A 21432-nucleotide genomic window follows, 5' to 3' on the forward strand; every position below is an offset into this window, starting at 1 on the left:
TTAAGAAAGCTGTCCAGCTCTTTTTTTGTCGAAAACTATTATTTAAATTTTCTGTTAATTTTATTGAAAAGTCCCAATTACTGGGTTAAGATAGTACCAATACGTACTCGTACTCTCAAAACAGAATGGAATGATCAAGATGCTGCTAATGAAGGAACTTCCGAAAGAAGCGAAGGATAAGATGCTGTATTCTGCCTTAAAGCTTTTTGCTTTAAAGGGTTTTAAGAATACCTCTGTTCTCGAGATTGTTGAAGCTGCCCATGTATCCAAAACGACCTTCTATCAGCAATTTTCGAGCAAGGAAGCATTAGTTGTGGCTCTTTGCCAGGATTTAATTGATGAAATCGCCTTGGAAATCAAAAAGGCAGCTGTGCAAGAGCCGAGAGTTGGCTATAAAGCGTATGCCGGTATTTATCGCTATTTGCAAATCTGCTTTACCAATCCTGCTGTGGCTCATTTTATCCTGCTTGAATCAGTTGGTATTTCTGAGGAGGTGGAGGTAGTCAGGCGTGAAGCGATGCAAAGCTTTGCTGACCTGATTTTTGTCTTTGCCTATCAAGAGTTTTCAGAACAGGTGAGAGAGGAAGAAATCCGCATTATCTCGCAGGCAATGGTAGGCGCCATTAATGAGGTGGTGATTCGCCATGTGAAGGAGACAACTAGTGACCTTCATATAGAGGAAATGGCCAGATTGTTGAACAGGCTTGTCATAGGCGCGTTCGTCAATCTATCGAACGATCACTAATATGTGAGGAGGGATTTGGCTTGGTTTCATTCAAACCGAGTGAGGAGGAAGCCGCATTTATTCAAGTGGCGCGAGATTTTGCCCTGAAAATGATTCGGCCGGCCGCAAGAGAAACGGAAAAGAATCGTAAGGTCAGTGAGGAAATCATCAAGAAGCTGCAAGAAATTGGCCTGGATACCCTTGAATTGCCGGAAAGCTTTGGTGGATTAGAGCTTCCTGTCCTCTCGCAGGTACAGATTTTGGAGGCATTAGCTTATGGGGATTTAGACATCGTACAGGGACTTCCAGGAGCAGGGGAGTCAGGGGCCTTTATAAGAGAAGCGGAGAAACATCCTGCTTTTGCTGCCTATAAGAAAGCTTGTCAGGCTGGGAATGTACCAACAATCGCCTTTTGCCATCCGAACCAGCCAAAGCTGTCCATCAGCCGTCATGAAGAGGGCTATCTGATTGATGGCGAGACTGTTCCGCTTAGAAATGGGAAGTATGCGGACTATGTGCTGATCCACGGGAAAGCACAGGATGGAGAAGAGGTCATTCTCTTGCTTGAGAACAGCCTCGATCATTCATTCAAGGCTTTAGAGGGTGATTATCGATTAGGTCTATTAAGCGCTGGGTTTGCCAGCCTGTCATTCAAAAAAGTAACCGTTTCCAAGGAGTCGGTCATTGCTAGAGGGGTAGAAGCGAGAAAGCTTGGTCAGTCTGCTATGAGGCGAATTCGGGTCATGGAGGCAGCAAAGGAGGTAGGGGTTATCTCTGCTGCGCTTGATTATACGGTGGAATACACCGCAAGCCGGAAGGCATTCGGCTCAGAAATCGCTAAGTTTCAAGGGGTATCCTTTAATGTCGCTCAGATGGCGATTCATGTCAAAGCTGCCCGCCATCTTGTTCTATATGCGGCTAAGCAAATAGACATTGGAGCCAATGATGCTGGATTCCACAGTATTCAAGCTCTGCAGAATGCTCATCGAGCTGTCCGGTTTGTGACAGATTCGGCTGTACAGCTTCTTGGGGGACATGGATATGTCCAAGACCACCCTGTTGAGAAATGGATGAGAGACGGTCAGGCCCAAGTGGTATGGCTTGCGCAGGAGCATGACTTAAACGCGTATGCAGGAGATTGGCTCCTGAATGAAGATGAAAGGAGTGAAGCGGTTGATTTCATACGAACTGTCTCCACATCAAGCCCAAGTTAAGGATGTTGTCCATTGGTTTGCCGAAAATGAAGTCCGTCCCATTTCTATGCTGTCTGATGAACAAAAGAGGGTGCCGGATGATTGGCTGAAGAAAGTCAATCAATTAGGAATCTCGCTCAGTATGTCTTCCTTTGGAGAGAAGGATGGAGACGTTGAGAGGAAAGAAAAAGAGGAGAAGAAACGGGAAAAGCAGGGAAACCGGCTTGGCGTGATTGCTTCAGAGGAGCTTGGATGGGGAGATTGCGCCATTGCTCTTACATTGCCTGGACCAGGTCTTGGAGGCCCGCCGATTCAGCATAGCGGTACAAAGGAGCAGAAGGAGCGTTTTCTTTCAATCTTCTCAAGAGATGAAGAGCCTAAATGGGGAGCATATGCTTTAACGGAGCCGGAGGCAGGCTCGGATGTATCTGGATTGCAGACAACCGCCGTGAAGGTAAATGGAGGCTATGTCCTGAATGGTCAAAAAATCTTCATTACGAATGGTAAGAGAGCCTCATGGGTAGTGGCCTTTGCGACTGTGGATAAGACACTTGGAAGAGCCGGTCACCGGGCATTCGTTGTAGAGAAGGGAACGCCGGGATTCTCTTGTACGAGGCTTGCGGATAAGATGGGGCTGCGGGCTTCTGAGACAGCAGAACTGGTCTTTGAAGATTGCTTTGTTCCGGATGAAAATCTGCTCGGAGGAGAGGAAGCCTATCAGAGCACGGGCGCGCGCTCAGGCGGCTTCAGAGTTGCGATGAAGACCTTTGATAGTACAAGACCGATCATTGCGGCCATGGCTACCGGTATTGCAAGAGCAGCGTATGAGTATACGCTCGAATTCGTCCAATCAGAATTCCCGCGCCATGGTGTGCATTACAGACAAGCGTTGGGGCTATTGGCCGAGATGCAGCAGAAGATACAAGCGGCCCGCCTGTTAACTTGGGAGTCAGCCTGGAAAGGAGACCTAGGAAAGCCTAATGCGAAAGAGGCTGCAATGTGCAAGGCCTTTGCCGGGAAGATTGCACTTGAGGTAACATCGGCAAGCCTGGAAATCATGGGACCTTATGGCTTGGAGGGGAATTTAGTAGAGAAGCTGTACCGTGATGCGAAAATCTATGACATTTTTGAGGGCACAAATCAAATTCAGCAGCTGATTATAGCGCGTCATTTATATGAACCATATGGGATTCGTGTATAAAGAAGCAGTCATTTGCAGGAGGTGATGCCCTGACCTTAATAGAATGTGAGTTTGCTATTAAAAAGAATGAGATAAGATTCAAATGCCGGAAGGCCAATAAATGAAGGAGGAAAAGAAAAATGGGTAAAGCAATTGAAGATTATACATTACCGGAGTCTTTTACAAAAATTGAGGAGGCGTTAAATGCCAATCCTGGTCCAATTGAGGGAATTACGACAAGGTATCAGTTTACGATAACGGGAGCAGAAGAAGGTGTCTATCAGCTGAATCTGCAAGACGGCAAAGCAGAGGTAGCGGAAGGAGAAGCTGCCCCAGCTGACTGCACCTTGATTATGTCTCTAGATAACTTCCGCCAATTCTTGCTAGGCAAGTTAAATGGAACTGTTGCGTTCATGTCCGGCAAACTCAAGATTAAAGGAGATATTGGTAAAGCGATTAAGCTTGAAGGCATCTTGAAGCAATACAATGTCCAAGACCATCTATAAGTTTGTGAGACTGGTTAGGAGTGCTGGTGAACGAATTGGTAGGGAGAGATAATCAGGTGTGGTATCCATACCTGATTATCTTATATAAGGGAGGTGTCCTATGAAACCTTTGAATCTGGTCGATATGGTTTATAGAACAGTTCAAAGATACGGCCAGAAAGATGCATTGATGGCAAAGGTCAAAGGTGTTTACAAAGCAATCACCTATGCAGATTTTTGGGAACAGGTTGCTCATACGGCCCATGCCCTTTTGGAGAGAGGAGTAGGGAAGGGAGATAAGGTTGCCATTCTGTCGGATAATCATCCATACTGGGCAATCAGTGACCTTGCGATTATGAGCATTGGTGCAGTCAGCGTTCCTATTCATTCCACTTTGCCGCGTAATCAAGTAAGCTATATCCTTCATAATTCAGCCTGCGAATTCATTTTTGTTGGAAATGAGAGGCAGCTGCAAAAGCTGGAATTAGAGGAATTTCAGCATGAGAGAGTCGTCATTTATGAACCTGCAGAAAAACCTCCCGCAGAGAATTTTTCTGCTTCCATGCAGGAATTCCTATCAAGAGGCAAAAGGAATTCCACAGAAGATTGGCAAGACGGCTTTATGCAGATTACGAGAGAGGATTTAGCGACTATTATTTATACTTCCGGAACAACTGGACATCCAAAGGGCGCCATGCTTACCCATGGCAATATTTTAGCCAATGTGGAAGGAGTTCAGTTTTGGGTGCTGGAAGCACGGCCCGACGACATTATGCTTTCCCATCTCCCCTTATCGCATATATTTGAGCGAATGGCTGGCCAGTTTTTCCCCTTCTATGTAGGAGCTACGATTGCGTATGCAGAAAGTATTGATACCGTTCAAGATAATCTTCTCGAAGTCAGGCCGACTGTATTGGTCAGCGTTCCTCTATTATTTGAGAGAGTCTATGCACAAGCCATGAAGATGGTCGAATCTGGAACGCCCATCCGCAAAAAGGTCTTTCATTGGGCTCTGGGGGTAGGGGAAGAGCGCTACCGCTATTATTTGTCATGTCCGGCTGATGAGTTAATGCGCAAGGCTGAACTGCCCAAGGAATTTAGACGAAGATGGAAAATCTCTGAAAGACTTGTCTATCAGAAGGTTAAACAAAAATTAGGGGGCCGCATCAGAGGGTTTATCTCAGGAGGAGGAGCGTTAAATCCGGAGATTGGCCAATTTTTTTGGTCAGTTGACCTGCCTGTTCTTGAAGGGTATGGGCTGACGGAAACAGCTCCGGTCATTTGCGTGAATCCTGTCTCACGCTCAAAGGTAGGAACGGTTGGAAAGCCGCTGCCCAATCTGGAAATTCGTTTAGCGGCAGATGGAGAAGTGCTGGTGAAAGGTCCAAGTGTGATGAGTGGGTATTACCGCGACCCGGAGGCAACAGCAGAAGCCTTCGAAGGGGAATGGTTTAAGACCGGTGATATCGGCCAGCTGGATGAGGATGGATATTTACGGATTATTGACCGTAAGAAACGGATTCTTGTTCTGTCTACAGGAAAGAATATTGCTCCACAGCCGGTAGAGAATGCGCTGCATCAAAGTCCCTATATTGAAAATGCCGTCCTGGTCGGGCAGAACAAAAAATACGTCATCGCGCTGCTGGCACCGGATTTCACCAATTTGAAGGAATGGTGCAGGCATAAGGGGATTCATGGTTCTCCTCAGGAGTTATTATCCAATAAGCAAATACAAGCTTTATTAACAAGAGAAGTCACGAAATACACAAAGAAATTTGCTCAATATGAACAGCCGAAAAAGCTTTTATTCGTCAATAAGGAATGGACAGTTGAGACAGGAGAGCTGACCCCTTCCTTAAAGGTACGGTATGCAGAGGTGGAAAAGAAATATAAGGCTGCCATTGATCATTTATATGCGGAGACTGCCAATGGAGAAATAGACATCGCTGCCGATGAAGCAGCGGTGGGAATCTCATTACCTAGAGTGAAAGGGGAGCAATGAATGATGCCATTTTCATTAGAAGGCAAGGTAGCGCTTGTAACAGGTGCATCCAGAGGACTTGGCAGAGCGGATGCCTTATGCTTGGCTCGGGCAGGTGCGGATGTCATCGTAACAGACATATTAATCGAAGACGATGAACAAATCGATGCAACTTCAGAAAAACTGGGTCCGGTGGCTCAAATTATGGTTCATTCAAAGGCCGTTTATACGAAGTCGACCACACAGGAAATAACGGAGTTGGGAAGAAAATCAGCAGCTTTTAAGATGGATGTGACAAATCGAGAGGAAGTCGAACGAGTGATGGCTGAGGTCATCAGCCAGTTTGGCCGTATTGATATACTCGTCAACAATGCAGGAACCTTGGATCATACTGCCAGACTAGAAGATCAAAATGATGATTATTGGAGCAGGGACTTGAACGTCAATTTGACAGGTGCCTATAACTGCTGCAAATCCGTTTGGAAGTATATGAAGGATCAAAAGGAAGGGCGCATTATTAATATGGCATCAGTGGCCGGGACACATGGCGGATATGGGCAAGCTAGTTATGCGACCACAAAAGCCGGTATTCTGGGATTGACGAAATCCTTAGCGCTTGAAGGAGCGAAATATCAAATTACCGTTAATGCGATTGTGCCGGGAATTATCAATACGGAAGCCTTCCAATATACGAATCCGTCGATGAGAGACAGAATGATTGCGCGAACTGCTTTTAAACGGCCGGGTGAACCGGAGGACATTGCTAATGCGATAACCTTTCTCTCAAGTAAGGAAGCCTCTTATATAACAGGTGTTGCTCTGCCGGTAGCAGGCGGCATTGATCTATTTACATTTTAAGAGAGGAGGGAGATTGCCGAGATGAATGATCGAGATGCCATAATCATAGAGGCTGTCAGGACGCCTATTGGACGAAAGGGTGGAATCCTCACCAGCTATCGTCCAGATGAAATGGCAGCACATGTGTTAAGGAAATTGACTGAGCGAATTGGAATAGACCCAATGGAAGTTGAGGATATCAAAATGGGCTGTGTTACCCAAATTGGTGAACAAGGTATGAATATTGGCCGAATTGCCAGCTTGATTGCTGGATTTCCTGTTGAGGTATGCGGGTCCAGCACGAATAGGATGTGCGGATCAAGTCTCGATACATTGGCCCAATCGGCTCATGCCATCATGGCGGGGATGAGTGATTGTACGATTGCTGCTGGTGTAGAAAATATGAATCGGGTACCTATGGGAAGTGATGGCGGTGATTTCCCTGATATGCTTATGAGCCAGTACACAATCATCCCGCAAGGATTCTCGGCAGAGCTGATTGCACAGAGGTGGCAGATTTCCCGGGAGGAGATGGACCACTTCTCCCTTTCGAGTCATCAGAAAGCACTTGATGCTATTGAAGAAGGAAGGTTTGAACGGGAAATCGTGCCGATTGAGGTCAAAAATGAAACGGGAGATAAAGTGATGTTCGAGGCTGATGAAACCCCGCGCCCCAATACCTCCTTGGCCCGCTTATCCGAGCTAAAACCCTCGTTTCTTCCAGATGGTCATGTGACAGCAGGAAACGCAAGCCAAATTAGTGACGGGGCAGCAGCGGTCTTGCTCACATCACGAAAAAAGGCAAAGGAGCTTGGTTTGCATCCACGAGCAAGGGTCGTTGCGACCGCAATCGCAGGCGTCGACCCGGAAATTATGCTGACCGGAATCATTCCTGCAACGAAGAAGGTATTAGAGAAGGCCGGATTGACAATGGAGGATATCGATTTATTTGAGGTCAATGAAGCCTTTGCCTCCGTTGTGCTCGCATGGGCAAAAGAGCTTAATGCCGACATGGATAAAGTGAATAGGAACGGAGGGGCCATTGCGCTCGGCCATCCTCTTGGAGCCAGCGGTGCCCGAATCATTGCCACGATGATCAATGAACTCGATCGTGTAAATGGAAGATATGGCCTTGCGACGATGTGTATTGGATTTGGCCAGGCTATTGCTGTCATTATTGAACGGGAGGTTTAACTATGGGTGTGAACTGTACGTTGGAAGTCGGAGGGAAGACAGCTATGCTGACGATTAATCGCCCGCCGCTCAATACGCTCAGCAGAGATACTCTATATGAGATTGAAGGGTATTTGGATGACTTTGAGAGCAATGATGGAATCCGTGCCATTATTATAACTGGTGTTGGTGATAAGTTCTTCTCGGCGGGAGCAGATGTAAATGAATTTGCTGAACTGGCAGACCCGGGCAAGGCAAGATCAATGATTCAGCGAATGCATCATTTGTTTAACCGAATCGAAAGCTTTCCAAAGCCGATTATCGCGGCTGTAAATGGCCGGGCTCTCGGAGGAGGGAATGAACTTCAAATGGCGTGTCATCTAGCCATTGCAAGTGAAGCGGCTGATTTCGGTCTTCCGGAAATCAAGCTGGGGATTATTCCGGGATATGGAGGAACGCAGCGTCTTCCTCGGTTAATTGGAAGCAGGCGGGCACTAGGGCTTATGCTGAGTGGTGAAACCATTTCAGCAAAAACGGCGCTTGAATATGGATTGGTCAATCAGCTAGTTCCAGCAAATGGATTTCTTGAAACGGCGCTTGCTTATGCGGATCAATTAGCAGAAGGGCCGCCGCTGGCCATTCGAGGGATATTAGATGCGGTGAGCAGAGGAATGGAAACAACGCTTGATGAAGGCTTGCAAATTGAGCTTGAGCATAATGTAAGCATAGTACGCTCTGAGGATGCAATTGAAGGAATTAGTGCCTTCTTTATGAAAAGAAAGGCTGAATTTAAAGGGAAATAAAAAAGAAAAGGGCTTCCCGTAATAAACTGGTACCCCTGTCAAGGACACATTAAAAAAAAGAGACTAAGCTACGAGAAGATGATTCCTAAATTGAACAGGGGTCATCTTCTTTAAGTTCCATTGATAACGGTCATAATTATAGTAATTGATGTAGTGCTTTATTTTGGCCTTTAGTTCATTCAGTGTCTGGCAAGATCGATAATCGACTTCATCTTTGAGGTGCCCAAAGAACGATTCCTGAGGGGCATTGTCCCAACAGTTTCCCCGGCGAGACATGGATTGTCCCAATCCATATTTCTTCAATAATTTTTGATAACGAGGACTTGTGTAATGGCTTCCTTGATCGGAGTGGATAAACGCATCCTTGTCTAATTTTACTTTCTTGTTGTTCATTAACTTATGGATCGTCTGCGTGGCGATATCCAATGTAATTCGGTCTGAAACATGGTAAACGAGGATTTCGTTCGTCGAGGCATCTTTTATGGTCGACAAATAAGCCATCTGTCTTCCGGCATATGGCAAATAGGTGATATCTGTTAATAGTACTTTACCAGGAACTCCTTGTTTGAATTCTCGGTTCAACTTGTTTGGAACGACCTGGTGTTCCTTAGTGGCTTTGGCGATTTTCCTATAAGGATTTGACCTCCTGTGAGGACAGACAATCCCATATTTCCTCATGATTCGTTGAATCTTTTTTCGACTAAAGAGGACTCCATACTTATTTTCTAATACCATCTTAATGGAGCGAGACCCCTTCTTATACCCGCGTCGTTTGAACGCTTTTAAAATGAGCTCTTTCGCTTCTAAATCTAATTGTTCTCTTGCTTTACGGACCTCAAAAGCCTTTAAGTAACTGTAGTAACCCGAACGGGATACGCCTAAGAGGGCACAAAAGTATGCCGTCAATCGCTTGAATGAATGTTGTTCCAAGGTCTCATAAATCAGCTGATAGATTCTATTTGGAGCGAGGTTTTGACTTTCGTTTAACAGCCTCCTTTCGGTCATTTCTAGCTTTTTTAATAGCTCTATTTGTCCTTCCAACAGCTTAATTTGAGCTTCTTGGCGTTTAATCACTTCAGATGGTGAGAGTTCCCGTTTTAACGGCCTTCCAGATGCCGTTTTCCTTGAATCCGTGAGTCCAAGTAACCCATTGGTTTCATAGGCTTTCTTCCACCTATAGGCCGATTGTTCGATTCGCTTCATTCCAATGAGGTCGACATCAAAACCGCCCTCCATAAAAATTTGCCGGGGAAGCTTTCCCGTCATATACTCATCAATAAATCTATTTTTAAATGCATCTGTATAGGTGATGGATCGCTCGCTGACACGTTGTACATTTGGGTTTTTTTGAAGTAGTTTAATCTCTCTAGATGTAAATGTAATCTTACTCATGGTATCCCCTTGTATCTTATTTCATGACCTCTAGTATATAAGAAAACCTGTAGCTAGGACACTCTTTTTCAAGTGTCCTAACTACAGGTACCAGTTTATAAAGGTAAGCCCTTTTTCTCATTCATTAATTCTGCTTTGTGAAGCCCTCTTCCATCAAGTAGGATTTTGCTTCATTGTAGGATGGGAATGTACCGTCTAAATAGATGCCGGCATACACATTCCACATATCCTCCTCAAGGATGATGGTGAGGGTATGACCCTCTTCATTTCTCCATACCTCTTCGACTGCCTCTCCTTCAATGGTGATGGCTTCGTTCGGGTTGATTGATAGAAGATCAATGGATTTCTGAATCAATGTGCGCAGGTCCTCTTCTGAGTAGTCACGAATATTAACCATGCCTTTTTGGTCAACAGGGTATCCTGGAATCCCTTCTGCATACACAAAGCCATTCCCGTTCGGGTGCAGATGATAAATGACATTCTTTTTGTCAGTCTTGCTCTCTGGGAATTGGAAATTCACGCGCCCCAGTGACACGTTTTTTTGTTCAAGCTCTGGAAAGCTTGCCGCTATAGCGAGTTTTTCTTCAAACGTTAACATACTTCCTCCAAATAAGTGGATTTTTCTATTCGTCCATTATATCATTAGTTATTAAAAACCATCATGTTCAGAGTGTTAAATCATTGAAGGAGGCGGTGAGTATATGACAAACGGACAGAATCGCAGCCAAATCAAGCCAGGGCTCGAGGTCGATATCGTCTTAAAAAAGGATCAGCGAAGCGGGACATTAACAAGAGGAATCGTGAAAGATATCTTGACGAATTCACCGACACATCCCCATGGCATCAAGGTTAGGCTGACTGATGGACAAGTGGGAAGGGTAAAGCATATCGTACAGTAAATGACCTATTTCTTGATAACAAAACAGGCGGATGTCTTTCCGCCTGTTTTGTTTGTCTCAAACTTACAAGAGATAAAAGCTTCATGCAGATTGTTTCTGGAGTTTAATAATGAAAATGACGGGATATTTAACGAAAACTCATCCAGCTTATTTGAACTACCATTTTGAATGCGTTTCTTCAGAATTTCATGCTTTAAGGGCGAAAGCTTATCATATATGGGCGAACAGCCATCTTTAAGGGAAAAAGACAGAGGCTAAGGGCTAACCATCTTTGGTCACATGTTATCTCAGTCCGTCCAGCTGGAGAAAGGCAAAAGCCTTTCCTCTGAAATAAAAAAAGCCGCCTCCCAAAGACTAGTTCAGGAAGCCGCTTTGTATAATTCAATCCATTTCCTTATGGTGAAATGGACATTTTCCAGTTATCGGCTCACTATCATCACCGATGAAGAATTGCTTCCATTCATTATGCGCCGGGTCGCCATAATGGCTGATATCCGGGTGCTTCGGAAGCTGGTCCCATGCTTCAACTCGTTCACGCACCTTTTCACGTGACATGATTCCACCTTTTTCTGTCCCCTTTAAGCCTTCGAAGATTTTCCTGGGCTGAAAGCCAATCACGAGGCTGCTGCCGAGATCACGTGTTTTCCGCTGCTTATAGGCCGGACAATTGCCGAAAGCAAATATCGGCTCACCGCCAAAATGGAAGTCCCATAAATAGTGGTCTGGATCCTTAGGTGCCATTTGCGGCCATGGAGCAGGATCTTGTTCATGCAAGTATTGCAGAACCCTCCAGAAATAATCACGATAATAAGGGATGTCTCTCGGCTCTTTTTCGGGCTCTACAAAAAGGAAGAAGCCATGACGAACTTTTGTCGGCTGCTTGAATAAATCAAGAAAGCCTTCAAGCGCCTTCGGCAGATTGGACCAATCCTCATGAGTAATATAGGCATAACGAAGCTCGCCCTTATTCTCGGCCTTCATTCCGAAATAGCATGGGAACGTGGGGTCGGTTACGATTTTTTTAAAGGTTCTGTATTCCTCTGTGACCCATGCCGGTACTATCGAAGCATTTTCCATATCCTCTTTTTGAAGCAATTCACGATTTACCTGATTGATTAATGACATAAAACGATTCTCCTGTTCATTTAGATAGTGAATTATTCCCTAAAAAAGAAGTTTCAAACAATTTATGAATCCACTGTATTTTGAATTGTTTATTTTATGAAAAAACAGTATAGTGAGGGTAGAAAGTTTATTAATTAATTTAATAAAGTAAAATGAAAAGGGTTTCGAGAGAATGCGATTGAGGTGAATTAATATGCCATCCATCTATCAAACAATTCAAAGTCTGCTCCAATATGGCATCGACAATAGTCTCCTGCCAAAAGAAGATGAAATTTATACACGGAACAGGCTTATGTCTGTGTTAGACCTTTCAGAATGGGTTGAAAGTGAACCGCTCGAGGGAAGGTCTACTATTCACGAAATCCTGGATACTATTCTTGATATTGCGGAGGAAAAGGGGAGTATCTCTAATACAATGACCGAGCGAGATCTCCTAAATGCGGAGCTAATGACCTGCTTGCTGCCAAGGCCGTCTGAGGTTATTCGTCAGTTCAGAGAGAATTATGTGTCGAGTCCCGTCAAAGCAACAGACCAATTCTATCACTTCTCTATCCTGTCCAACTATATTCGTATGGACCGTATTCAAAAAAATCAACTATGGAAGACCAAGACAGAATACGGCGAACTGGACATTACGATTAATTTATCCAAGCCGGAGAAAAACCCTCGGGAAATTGCGATGCTGAAGAATGCACCTTCCTCTTCTTATCCCAAATGCCTGCTTTGTCCGGAGAATGAAGGATACAAGGGAACACTTACCCATCCGGCGAGGGGAAATCACCGCATTATTCCGCTCTCTATTAATCATGAAGACTGGTATTTACAGTACTCGCCATATGTTTACTATCCAGAGCATTGCATCGTGCTTAGGAAAGAACATATGCCCATGAAGATTTCAAGAGAAACATTTGACCGGCTGCTCGATTTCGTTGACCAATTCCCGCATTATTTCATTGGCTCGAATGCAGACCTGCCGATTGTTGGGGGATCGATCTTAAATCATGACCATTTCCAAGGGGGGCGTTATACATTTGCGATTGAAGAAGCCCCAATCACCCAAACCTTTACGCTGGCTGGTTACCCGAATGTATCGGCAGGCATTGTGAAATGGCCGATGTCAGTCATTCGCCTCCGTGGTGAAAAGGAAGAAGTAGCTATGGTAACAGAGCGTATTTGGAAAGTGTGGCAGACCTATAGCGATGAAGGGGCCGATATTCATGCCTATAGCGGCAGCACGCCTCATAACACGGTAACACCAATTGCTAGAAGGAGAGGCGGTTTATTTGAGATGGATATTGTCCTGCGGAATAATCGGACGTCACCTGAGCATCCAGATGGAATCTTCCATCCGCATCAGGAGCTGCATCATCTTAAGAAAGAGAATATCGGACTAATTGAGGTGATGGGACTTGCTGTGCTTCCTGGTCGGCTTGTAGAAGAAGTGAATAGGCTATCTCATTATTTAGTAGAGAGCACGGAAAAGGAAGAATGGCAGACTGATATGTTAAAGCATTATGACTGGTATGAGGAAATCAGGACAAGACGGGGGCAGCTGACAAGCGATACAGTTAATGAAATCATGCAAGAGGAAATTGGAGCCCGGTTCTTAACCGTACTTGAGCACTCAGGAGTATTTAAGCAAACAGCAGAGGGTCAGCAAGCCTTCATTCGCTTTATTGACCAAATTCATAGCTGATAAAAGGGAGGAAGAGATGATGGAAAAACAACATTTACTTCAAGAATTTTATAAAAGATTCGGTCGCATTGGAGAAGGGGCTCGCGTATTCTTCACACCAGGACGCGTGAACTTGATCGGTGAATATACAGACTTTAATGGGGGGCATGTTTTCCCGGCATCTCTTTCTGTTGGAACATGGGCAGTCGCTCGCCTGCGGAAGGATGGTGTCTACCATTTCCAATCCACGAATTTTGATACTACAGCGCAGACAGCAGTTGATTCCATTGTGTACAAGAAGGAGGATGACTGGGCTAATTATCCGAAGGGAGTACTAGTAGAATTGCTCGAGCTTGCCGGAGATGAAGAAGCACGTTATACGGGTGCTGACATCATGTTCCACGGCAATATTCCAAATGGGGCTGGCCTTTCCTCATCTGCTTCTATTGAAGTGTTGACCGGACTAGCATTAAGTGAACTAGCTGGGTGTCAGGTTGATAAAGTAGAATTGGCGAAGCTGTCTCAAAGAGCTGAGAACAAGTTCGTTGGTGTCAATTGCGGCATTATGGATCAATTCGCTGTCGCTATGGGAAAAGCAGGCCATGCCATCATGCTGAAATGTGACACGCTTGAGTATCAATATGCGCCAGTAGAGCTTGATGGATATACCATCGTCATCACAAACACCAATAAACGCCGTGGTCTCGCTGATTCGAAATATAACGAGAGAAGGGCTGAATGTGAGAGTGGATTGGCTGTTTTGCAGCAATCCATGCCTGAGATCAAAACATTGGGCGATGTCAGCTACGATAATTGGCAGTTGTATAAGGATACAATCAAGGAGGAGGTTGTACAAAAACGTGTTGATCATGTTATCTGCGAGAATACCCGTGTGCTAAGAGCAGCAGAAGCATTAAAAAACCATGATGTAGCTTTGTTTGGCAAGCTGATGAAGCAGTCTCATGAATCATTGCGTGATTTGTTCGAGGTTACAGGTACGGAGCTGGATGTAATGTATGAGGAAGCATGCAAGGTAGATGGCTGTATTGGTACTAGGATGACAGGGGCCGGCTTCGGAGGATGCAATGTCAGCGTCGTCAAGAATGAAGCGGTGGCTCGATTCCAGGAGGAAGTTGCGAAGCATTATGAAGAAAGAACAGGGTTAGTACCTGAGTTCTATCTTTGCGATATCGGGGATGGTGCAAAGGAGATCTAAAAAGAAAGAATGATGCAGGAAGGTCGTTTTGGCTAATTCTGCATCATTCTTTTTTTATTTGAGACTCCGAGATTCCGAGAATAGTTCACGCAAAACCAAGGATATGGCTCCTATGACAGTTGCATAGCTTCCAAAGGAGGAAACAGTAATCACTGTTTTTTTTGCCTTCTCCGTCAGTGCGCGTTTTTGAATCGTTTCCTGGACAGTATCGAGCAGAAACTCCCGTGCATTAATGACTCCGCCGCTTAAGACAATCTTCTCGGGATTAATGATATGTATCAGGTTCGTTAATCCAATGCCAAGGTATTCTCCTGCCTCCTGTAAGACTTGCTGGGCAAGCGAATCCCCAGCCTTTGCCGCTTCAAAGACCTCCTCGCCTGTGATTTCACTGCATGAGCCGTCTCCAAGCATAACGGAAAGAGAACTCGATTCCCCTTCTTCGAGTTTGGCTCGCATTCTCTCAGCAATCGCCGGGCCTGTTGCAAAGGTTTGGAGGCATCCATTATTGCCGCAGGAGCAAGTTGGTCCATGCAGGTCAATCGCCATATGCCCAATTTCTCCGCTGATGAAATCATGGCCCAGATAAAGCTCTCCGTCTATAATTAGCCCGGCGCCTATTCCCCGCCCAACATTGATACAGGCAAGGTCTTGGGCACCTTTCTCATGACCGAACCATTGGTGACCATGGGCGATAGCACGTGCATCATTCTCAACAATCACCATTAGACCGAATTCCTTCTCAAGTATGTCTTTAATGGGTATATGATGCAGGTTGAGGTTTGGAGCGAATACGGACTCCCCTTTGGCCACATCGACGATTCCATGCATAGCCACGCCGATTCCAATTAATTTCTCTGGCTCTGGAGCGCTGATTATCATCGTACGGATGCTTTTGGTCAATAAGGAAAGGAGTGATTCCTTCTTCACAGAGGATGGCATTGCTTGAATGATGCTATGTTTAACCTCGCCTGTAAGGTTCGTTAAGATTAAATTCATTTCATGAGAGCCAATATCAACCCCGATGATGTGATGTCGTTCACTATTAAGCGTGAGTAAGGTCGGCTTACGGCCACCGCTGGACTCGCCTAGGGATTGTTCCACGATTCGTTCCTCCACTAGAAGCTCCTTTGTCAGGTTGCTGATGGTAGGAGGGGTCAGCTTTGTGAGTTTGGCGATATCTGCCCGTGAAATAGGGCCTTTCTCACGAATTAGATTTAAAACGATGGAGAGGTTGGTGGATTTCATTCTTTGAAAGCTTCCGGTAATGAATTCTTTACTCATGTGGCCTCCCGCTGTCATAAAATATAGTCAGACCTTGCTTGACAAAGTCTATCCCTATTATAAACGAATGGAACAGGAGTTTATATGCGGAAACCTGTGTTCATCCATTTTTTGAGCAATGGACCGTCTTCGCCAAAAACTGGATCAGCCTCAGGGAATGGCACCTGCTTGATTTCTTCAAGAATTGCTGGTCTTTCATCAGGTTTACCGTATTTCATGTTATAGTCCATGCCATTAGGATAGGCACCAATAACCGTAAAGCCTTCATGGGCCTCTATGCATTTATGACCTGTCCCAGCAGGAAGAACAAGGACATCGCCGCATTCAACGTCAATCATCTGTCCCTCAGCACCGCCAAGCATTAATCGGGCATGTCCTTTCGCCACTCCGAGTACTTCGTGGGTATTGCTGTGATAATGGTGTTCTTGAAGGACGCCGTTTGTCCAGCTGTTTGACCACTGATGCCGGCGGAAAATGTCCTCTATCATACCTGGTTCCAATGCCTTTTTATAGACAGCTGCAGGAAGCTCAGGATTATTTGGTATGAATCCATCATCTTGAAAGAATAGGTATTGAATGTCTGTCATCGTTTTTCCTCCTTTTTATGCGCTTTTTCCCGCTTGCTGGAGCTATTAAACAAAGACAAAAAGACCTGTGCTGAACGGGCTTTTGGCACTGGTCTCCTTATTCGTGATTCCATTCTAAATAGCGGTAATCATGCTAAATACTCTTAAAGCTTCTATCGTTTGGCTTTCCGAAAGCCGTCATAGACATTAAAGGCTGCGCCCATGAAGAAAAGGGTCATGGCTAGATTGATCGTCCAAGTGCGTACCTCTTCATTGAAGGATTGACCTAGATAGGCAATGAGTTGAGCATCGAATAAATGAGGCTGATTGGCGATTAGAATGAAGACAACTGTGGTGATGATTTGAAGGACCGTATTAAATGCGGCTAGCTTTATTGTCCATTTCCCGCTCATCCATTTGAAAAGGGAGAGGACAATCTCCAGGGCGATGAGAGCGATGATGGCCGGCCAGTACATTTGAAGCACCTCTTGATTAAAGATCGGTGTAATAAATTCCAGGCCATTTGTGCCGCTGTGATAGATTCCAACTAATTGGTCCGCATAATAATAAACGGTTGCCCAAACAGCTGTCCAAAACAATCCGCCGAATACTTCGACATTGGAAATCTTTCGTTCCTTTGTCCGGTCCAATACTTCCTTTAAATCATCAGGAGTCCATTTCTTATATATAAATGGCTGTCCGCCTTTTGAAGAATCTATTCTTTCGACAACAGCAAAGCTTACTGTTGTCCAGAAGAACACATGCATGGCCGTCTCAATCACTGAGCCTGCTGCACCTATGATTATAGCTGACAAGAGACTTAAGAAAGACTCCTCGCCTGTAAAACCGTTAACTAGCTGAGCAAGGTAAGCAATCAGCGCTATGGCTGACCCGATGGACAAACCGATTTTTAAAAGGGCCATATAGCTTTCAAAATAACGAGGGCCGATTAAATACTGCGGCCAATCACGATATTCTCTTGCTAATTTGGCCGGGTCTCCCATCTGTGTGAGCACGTCCTTTACATCTGGTTCCGTATAATCCTCAGGCAGCATATCCTCAATGGTTGAACGGAGTTCCAGTGCAATATCCTCCCGATTTCTCTCAGGCAGCCGGCGAATGACTTCTTGTATATACGTCTCAATCAGATTCATTTTTTCCCCCTCCATTTAACATGTCATACAATCGTTTAGAATGGATAAGCCATTCCTCTTTCAATTGCTCATACAACTCACTGCCTTCTTTGCTGAGTGCATAATACTTGCGCGGCCTGCTTTCCGATGTGTCCCAATAGCTTGTTACCAGCTTCTGCTTTTCGAGTCTCCTTAGTAAAGGATATAAGGTGCTCTGTTCAATTGTGATTCCGGCTAGTTCCAATGAACGGACAAGGGAATAGCCGTATTGAGGTTCTTGAAGCTGATTGAGAACAGCCAATGTTAATGTCCCTCTCCTTAATTCTGTCATTAATGAGTTCAACAACGTATTCATCTGTGCACCCCCTATGATACATACTATGCATGATACAGTATTATGTTTCTTAAAGTATAACTGTTGTGATAGTGATTTGTATACAATTTTCAGATAAATAATGATATAAAAAATACCTTCGCAAAAAGCTCATTCGATGAACCTTTGCGAAGGTATCTTAAACGGTTTGTTTTGCTTCTTTTCTTCGATAGATGACGGTAATGCCAGTCAGCATAAGAAGGATAAATAAATAGGAAATCCATGAAATTCCTGTTAGGCCATAGAAGAGGAAAGCTCCAGCCGTAATCGAAGCAGCTGTGAGCGCATAAGGAATTTGCGTCAGTACATGGTTCATATGGTTGCACCCGGCTGCTGATGCGGCAACAGTCGTCGTATCAGAAATAGGCGAGCAATGATCTCCAAAGAGTGACCCGGAGAGAACGGCAGCAAATAATGGGATGATATCCACTCCTGTGACAAGGCCAATCTGAGCGGAAATTGGAAGCATGATTGCAAATGTTCCCCAGCTTGTTCCAGTGGAGAATGCCATGATTCCTGTCAGGATAAATAAGAGAAACGGCAGCCATGAGCTGGACAGGCTTGTTTGCTCAATAATGCCGCCTAAGTATTCCCCGGTCTTCAATAACCCGGTTAATTCGGACTGCATCCAGGCAAACAAGAGAATCCAGACCGCAGGCAAGGTTGTCTTCATCCCATTGATGAGAGCCTGGGGAACAAATTTCACCTGTTTTGTACGGATTGTGAAAACAAAGGTTACAAGGCAGGCTGTCAAAGCGCCCATAAGCAGGGAATAGCTGACCTCCCCATTCGCAAACCAATCAATGAGGCTTTTCGTGTCACTATTTCGATAGCCAGTCCATATTAATAAACTAATAGAGCTGATCATTAATACAAGGATAGGGATGAACAATGACCAAATAGACCCTTTGCGATGTGAATCATTTGAATCGTATGGTTTTACATGTAGTTCAGCCTTCCGCATTTTCCAGAAACGGAGATCGAAATAAGCGACAAGGAAGACAAGCGCGATAGTGGTTAATGCATAGAAATTCAGGAATCCTACCTCAACAAATGTCACAATTGGATTTTCATCCATATCATGCATGACAAAGATGGCTGCAAATATGGATGTAATATACGCTCCCCAGCTTGAGATGGGTGTTAAAACACAGAGGGGGTCTGAGGTGGAATGAATCATATAGGCCAGTTTTTCACGCGATATGCCGAAACGGTCAAATAATGGCCGAGAAACTTGTCCGTTCGTAAACATATTGAATACGTCATCCGGAAACATGGTCATTCCGAAAAGAGCCGTTCCCATTGTTACCTGTCTTTTGGAATGAAGCTTTTTGGAAGCGAACTCCCCGAATGCCCTTCCTCCGCCTAATAGATGAATCATGCCGGTCATGACTCCGAGCAAAAGAAGAAATCCAAGAACATTCAGATTTCCGGTTGCGACTTCGCCATCCTCGTAGAAAAGATGGAGAATCGTTTTTCCAATCCGCTTGATTGTATCGCCGAAGTGAAAGTTTTCGAAGATAAGGGATGAAAGAATAATTCCAACGCCGAGTGAAGGAATGACCCTCCTTGTCAAAAGGACAAGCATAATGATGACAAGAGGTGGTATTAGTACTATAGCTGTTCCATTCATATGTCTACCTCCTTACAAAATTAATATTATATCAACATAATTTAACGTAAATAAAGAGAGTTTCATATTAATAAAATATTAAATTTATTTATATACAGGGAATTATTCACATTTCGACGTTTTTATTTTAAATTTACACCTCATGCGTGCTATAATGCACATTAATATAAATGAGCGCACATAAATATTCGGTTTTTTGAAGGAGGAGAGAGAAATGAGGGATGTCACTTTACTAGATATTTTTGAACATCGAATTGCACAAAAGTACTTGAATCGTTCTGGATTAGCTCATGCGATTGCGGTAGCTTATCATGCTTTTAACCTGGCGAAGGAGCAGGGGGAGGATGTTGATGCGGCCGCTAAGGCGGGCTTACTTCACGATATGGGGCATTTCACCTGGTACCGGAACGGGAAGTGGGATTATGACCTCTATCGCAAAAACGATATTCATGCGATAAAAGGGGCTGAGAGGGCGCATAAATTATTAATCAGACTTGGAGAGAATCCAGTGAAGGCGAAGACTGTATCGCTAGCGATCCTATTCCATACGGACTCTTTTCTTCCCACAAATGATATCGTACGCACCCCCCTTCAGCAAATTGTTAAATGGGCTGATGAGATGGATGAGGAAGAAGGCGGATTGCACCACTACCGCAAAGTTGACTATGAAAAGGCAAGAAAAAGCATCATTAAGCTTGATAAGATGATTGATGCAGCTCAAGGATTTGAGAATAAGAAATCGGTATAATGAATGAGGAGAGAACCGTGTCATGGGGTTCTCTCTTTTTTTGTGTTTAATAGGATAATATTTCACAAAATAGTCCTTTTTTACTGTATTGGAATATAGTTATAATTAAATGGGGGTTAGAGGGATAAGGTTAACCAAATAGTGGTAAAGAGGAACGATACTAGATTTGGGAGGAAGAAGCATGGCATATAAGAGTCCGCAGGATATTGCTGCATATGCGGTTGAAGCCGGTGTAAAGAAAACGAGCTTGAATTTAAAAAGCATGCTGCTATTAGGATTTTTAGGCGGAGCATACATATCAGCGGGGTATTTATTATCTGTCCGTGTGACGGCAAGTTTACCGTCGGATTGGGGGACCTTTGGTTCGTTTTTAGGAGCGGCTGTTTTCCCTTTGGGGCTTATCTTAATCTTGATTGCTGGCGGTGAGCTATTGACCGGCAATATGATGGCGGTGCCAATGGCCTGCCTCACAGGAAGGGTACGCTGGTCAAGGCTTGTTCATAACTGGTTTTGGATAACGCTCAGTAACTTTGCCGGAGCCCTTTTCGTTGCTTATTTCTTCGGGCATTTGGCGGAATTAACATCAAGCGGAGCATTCCTTGAAAAGGTTGTTGATACGGCTGGCCATAAGCTTGAGGCCGATTTCTGGCCGGCATTAATCTCGGCTGTTGGATGTAACTGGCTTGTCGGGCTTGCTGTCTGGCTATCCTATGGGGCTGAAGATATTGGAGGGAAGATTGCTGCTATTTGGTTCCCTATCATGGCTTTTGTCGCTATCGGTTTTCAGCACGTTGTCGCAAATATGTTCATCATACCAGCTGCAATCTTTGAAGGATATTTTTCTTGGGGTGAGTATTTCGGCAACTTTATCCCAGTATTCCTTGGCAATGCCATAGGGGGAGCAGTCCTAGTAGCGGCTGTTTACTGGCAATCCTACGAAGGGCATTTGCCATCCGGTACAGATCTCAGGAAAGAGGAGTCGAAGGAGATAGAAGAGTAAATGATGGGGGATGCG

The 21432-nt window shown here is 44.6% G+C and carries 21 protein-coding genes; 13 read left to right on the forward strand and 8 right to left on the reverse strand.

Annotation, left to right across the window (positions count from 1 at the left end):
• The first annotated feature begins 139 nt into the window (after positions 1–139).
• The 8 genes from AC622_RS02985 to AC622_RS03020 all read left to right on the forward strand — a co-directional run bounded on the left by AC622_RS02985 (position 140) and on the right by AC622_RS03020 (position 8376).
• Positions 140–745 (forward strand): TetR/AcrR family transcriptional regulator, encoded by a 606-nt coding sequence (locus AC622_RS02985; RefSeq protein WP_049669722.1) that lies wholly within the window; start codon positions 140–142, stop codon positions 743–745.
• 20 nt (positions 746–765) lie between these two features.
• Entirely contained in the window at positions 766–1938 is a 1173-nt protein-coding gene (locus tag AC622_RS02990; RefSeq protein ID WP_082197001.1) for an acyl-CoA dehydrogenase family protein, read from the forward strand.
• Complete coding sequence (locus AC622_RS02995) at positions 1898–3118, forward strand: acyl-CoA dehydrogenase family protein (RefSeq protein WP_049672760.1); 1221 nt, start codon at positions 1898–1900, stop codon at positions 3116–3118. Before AC622_RS02990 ends, AC622_RS02995 begins: the two co-directional genes overlap by 41 nt.
• Before the next feature lie 119 nt (positions 3119–3237).
• Positions 3238–3603 carry an SCP2 sterol-binding domain-containing protein gene (locus tag AC622_RS03000; RefSeq protein WP_049669723.1) on the forward strand — a complete coding sequence of 122 codons (366 nt, stop codon included), beginning with the start codon at positions 3238–3240 and terminating at the stop codon, positions 3601–3603.
• A gap of 100 nt (positions 3604–3703) precedes the next feature.
• A complete protein-coding gene (locus tag AC622_RS03005; RefSeq protein ID WP_049669724.1) occupies positions 3704–5584 on the forward strand; it encodes an AMP-dependent synthetase/ligase in 1881 nt (626 codons plus the stop codon).
• A complete protein-coding gene (locus AC622_RS03010; RefSeq protein WP_049669725.1) occupies positions 5585–6421 on the forward strand; it encodes an SDR family NAD(P)-dependent oxidoreductase in 837 nt (278 codons plus the stop codon).
• A 21-nt stretch (positions 6422–6442) separates the two neighbouring features.
• Positions 6443–7594, forward strand: a complete 1152-nt coding sequence (locus AC622_RS03015; RefSeq protein ID WP_049669726.1) for a thiolase family protein — start codon at positions 6443–6445, stop codon at positions 7592–7594.
• A 2-nt stretch (positions 7595–7596) separates the two neighbouring features.
• On the forward strand, positions 7597–8376 hold the full coding sequence (locus AC622_RS03020) for an enoyl-CoA hydratase/isomerase family protein (RefSeq protein ID WP_049669727.1): 780 nt from the start codon (positions 7597–7599) through the stop codon (positions 8374–8376).
• Between the two features lie 63 nt (positions 8377–8439).
• Here AC622_RS03020 and AC622_RS03025 read toward each other — a convergent pair whose 3' ends face one another.
• Both AC622_RS03025 and AC622_RS03030 read right to left on the reverse strand, forming a co-directional pair.
• A complete protein-coding gene (locus AC622_RS03025; RefSeq protein ID WP_049669728.1) occupies positions 8440–9768 on the reverse strand; it encodes an IS3 family transposase in 1329 nt (442 codons plus the stop codon).
• A gap of 124 nt (positions 9769–9892) precedes the next feature.
• Entirely contained in the window at positions 9893–10366 is a 474-nt protein-coding gene (locus tag AC622_RS03030) for a hypothetical protein (RefSeq protein ID WP_049669729.1), read from the reverse strand.
• 103 nt (positions 10367–10469) lie between these two features.
• Between AC622_RS03030 and AC622_RS03035 the strand changes: the two genes are divergently transcribed.
• On the forward strand, positions 10470–10667 hold the full coding sequence (locus AC622_RS03035) for a YwbE family protein (protein WP_049669730.1): 198 nt from the start codon (positions 10470–10472) through the stop codon (positions 10665–10667).
• Positions 10668–11048: 381 nt separating this feature from the next.
• Here AC622_RS03035 and AC622_RS03040 read toward each other — a convergent pair whose 3' ends face one another.
• The gene (locus AC622_RS03040) at positions 11049–11792 is read right to left on the reverse strand and encodes a YqcI/YcgG family protein (RefSeq protein WP_049669731.1); all 744 of its coding nucleotides are present in this window, start codon (positions 11790–11792) and stop codon (positions 11049–11051) included.
• 193 nt (positions 11793–11985) lie between these two features.
• Between AC622_RS03040 and galT the strand changes: the two genes are divergently transcribed.
• Positions 11986–13488, forward strand: a complete 1503-nt coding sequence (galT, locus tag AC622_RS03045; protein ID WP_049669732.1) for a UDP-glucose--hexose-1-phosphate uridylyltransferase — start codon at positions 11986–11988, stop codon at positions 13486–13488.
• 16 nt (positions 13489–13504) lie between these two features.
• The gene (locus AC622_RS03050; protein WP_049669733.1) at positions 13505–14683 is read left to right on the forward strand and encodes a galactokinase; all 1179 of its coding nucleotides are present in this window, start codon (positions 13505–13507) and stop codon (positions 14681–14683) included.
• A 54-nt stretch (positions 14684–14737) separates the two neighbouring features.
• Here the strand turns inward: AC622_RS03050 and AC622_RS03055 are convergent, their stop codons facing one another.
• From AC622_RS03055 to AC622_RS03075, 5 genes are all read right to left on the reverse strand, one after another.
• Positions 14738–15964 (reverse strand): ROK family transcriptional regulator, encoded by a 1227-nt coding sequence (locus tag AC622_RS03055; protein ID WP_049669734.1) that lies wholly within the window; start codon positions 15962–15964, stop codon positions 14738–14740.
• Positions 15965–16044: 80 nt separating this feature from the next.
• Positions 16045–16551, reverse strand: coding sequence for a cupin domain-containing protein (locus AC622_RS03060; protein ID WP_049669735.1), 507 nt, complete (start codon positions 16549–16551; stop codon positions 16045–16047).
• Positions 16552–16703: 152 nt separating this feature from the next.
• On the reverse strand, positions 16704–17684 hold the full coding sequence (locus AC622_RS03065) for an HAAS signaling domain-containing protein (RefSeq protein ID WP_049669736.1): 981 nt from the start codon (positions 17682–17684) through the stop codon (positions 16704–16706).
• Entirely contained in the window at positions 17671–18018 is a 348-nt protein-coding gene (locus tag AC622_RS03070) for a PadR family transcriptional regulator (RefSeq protein WP_049669737.1), read from the reverse strand. The genes AC622_RS03065 and AC622_RS03070 overlap by 14 nt, the downstream gene beginning before the upstream one ends.
• A 157-nt stretch (positions 18019–18175) precedes the next feature.
• On the reverse strand, positions 18176–19669 hold the full coding sequence (locus AC622_RS03075) for a Na+/H+ antiporter NhaC family protein (RefSeq protein WP_049669738.1): 1494 nt from the start codon (positions 19667–19669) through the stop codon (positions 18176–18178).
• A 214-nt stretch (positions 19670–19883) separates the two neighbouring features.
• On the opposite strand from AC622_RS03075, the gene AC622_RS03080 reads away from it, so the two are divergent.
• Positions 19884–20417, forward strand: a complete 534-nt coding sequence (locus tag AC622_RS03080) for an HD domain-containing protein (protein ID WP_049669739.1) — start codon at positions 19884–19886, stop codon at positions 20415–20417.
• Between the two features lie 181 nt (positions 20418–20598).
• Complete coding sequence (locus tag AC622_RS03085; protein WP_049669740.1) at positions 20599–21417, forward strand: formate/nitrite transporter family protein; 819 nt, start codon at positions 20599–20601, stop codon at positions 21415–21417.
• The last annotated feature ends 15 nt before the right edge of the window (positions 21418–21432 follow it).

Origin of the sequence: Bacillus sp. FJAT-27916, from assembly GCF_001183965.1 — a bacterium.
GTDB lineage: Bacteria > Bacillota > Bacilli > Bacillales > Pradoshiaceae > Pradoshia.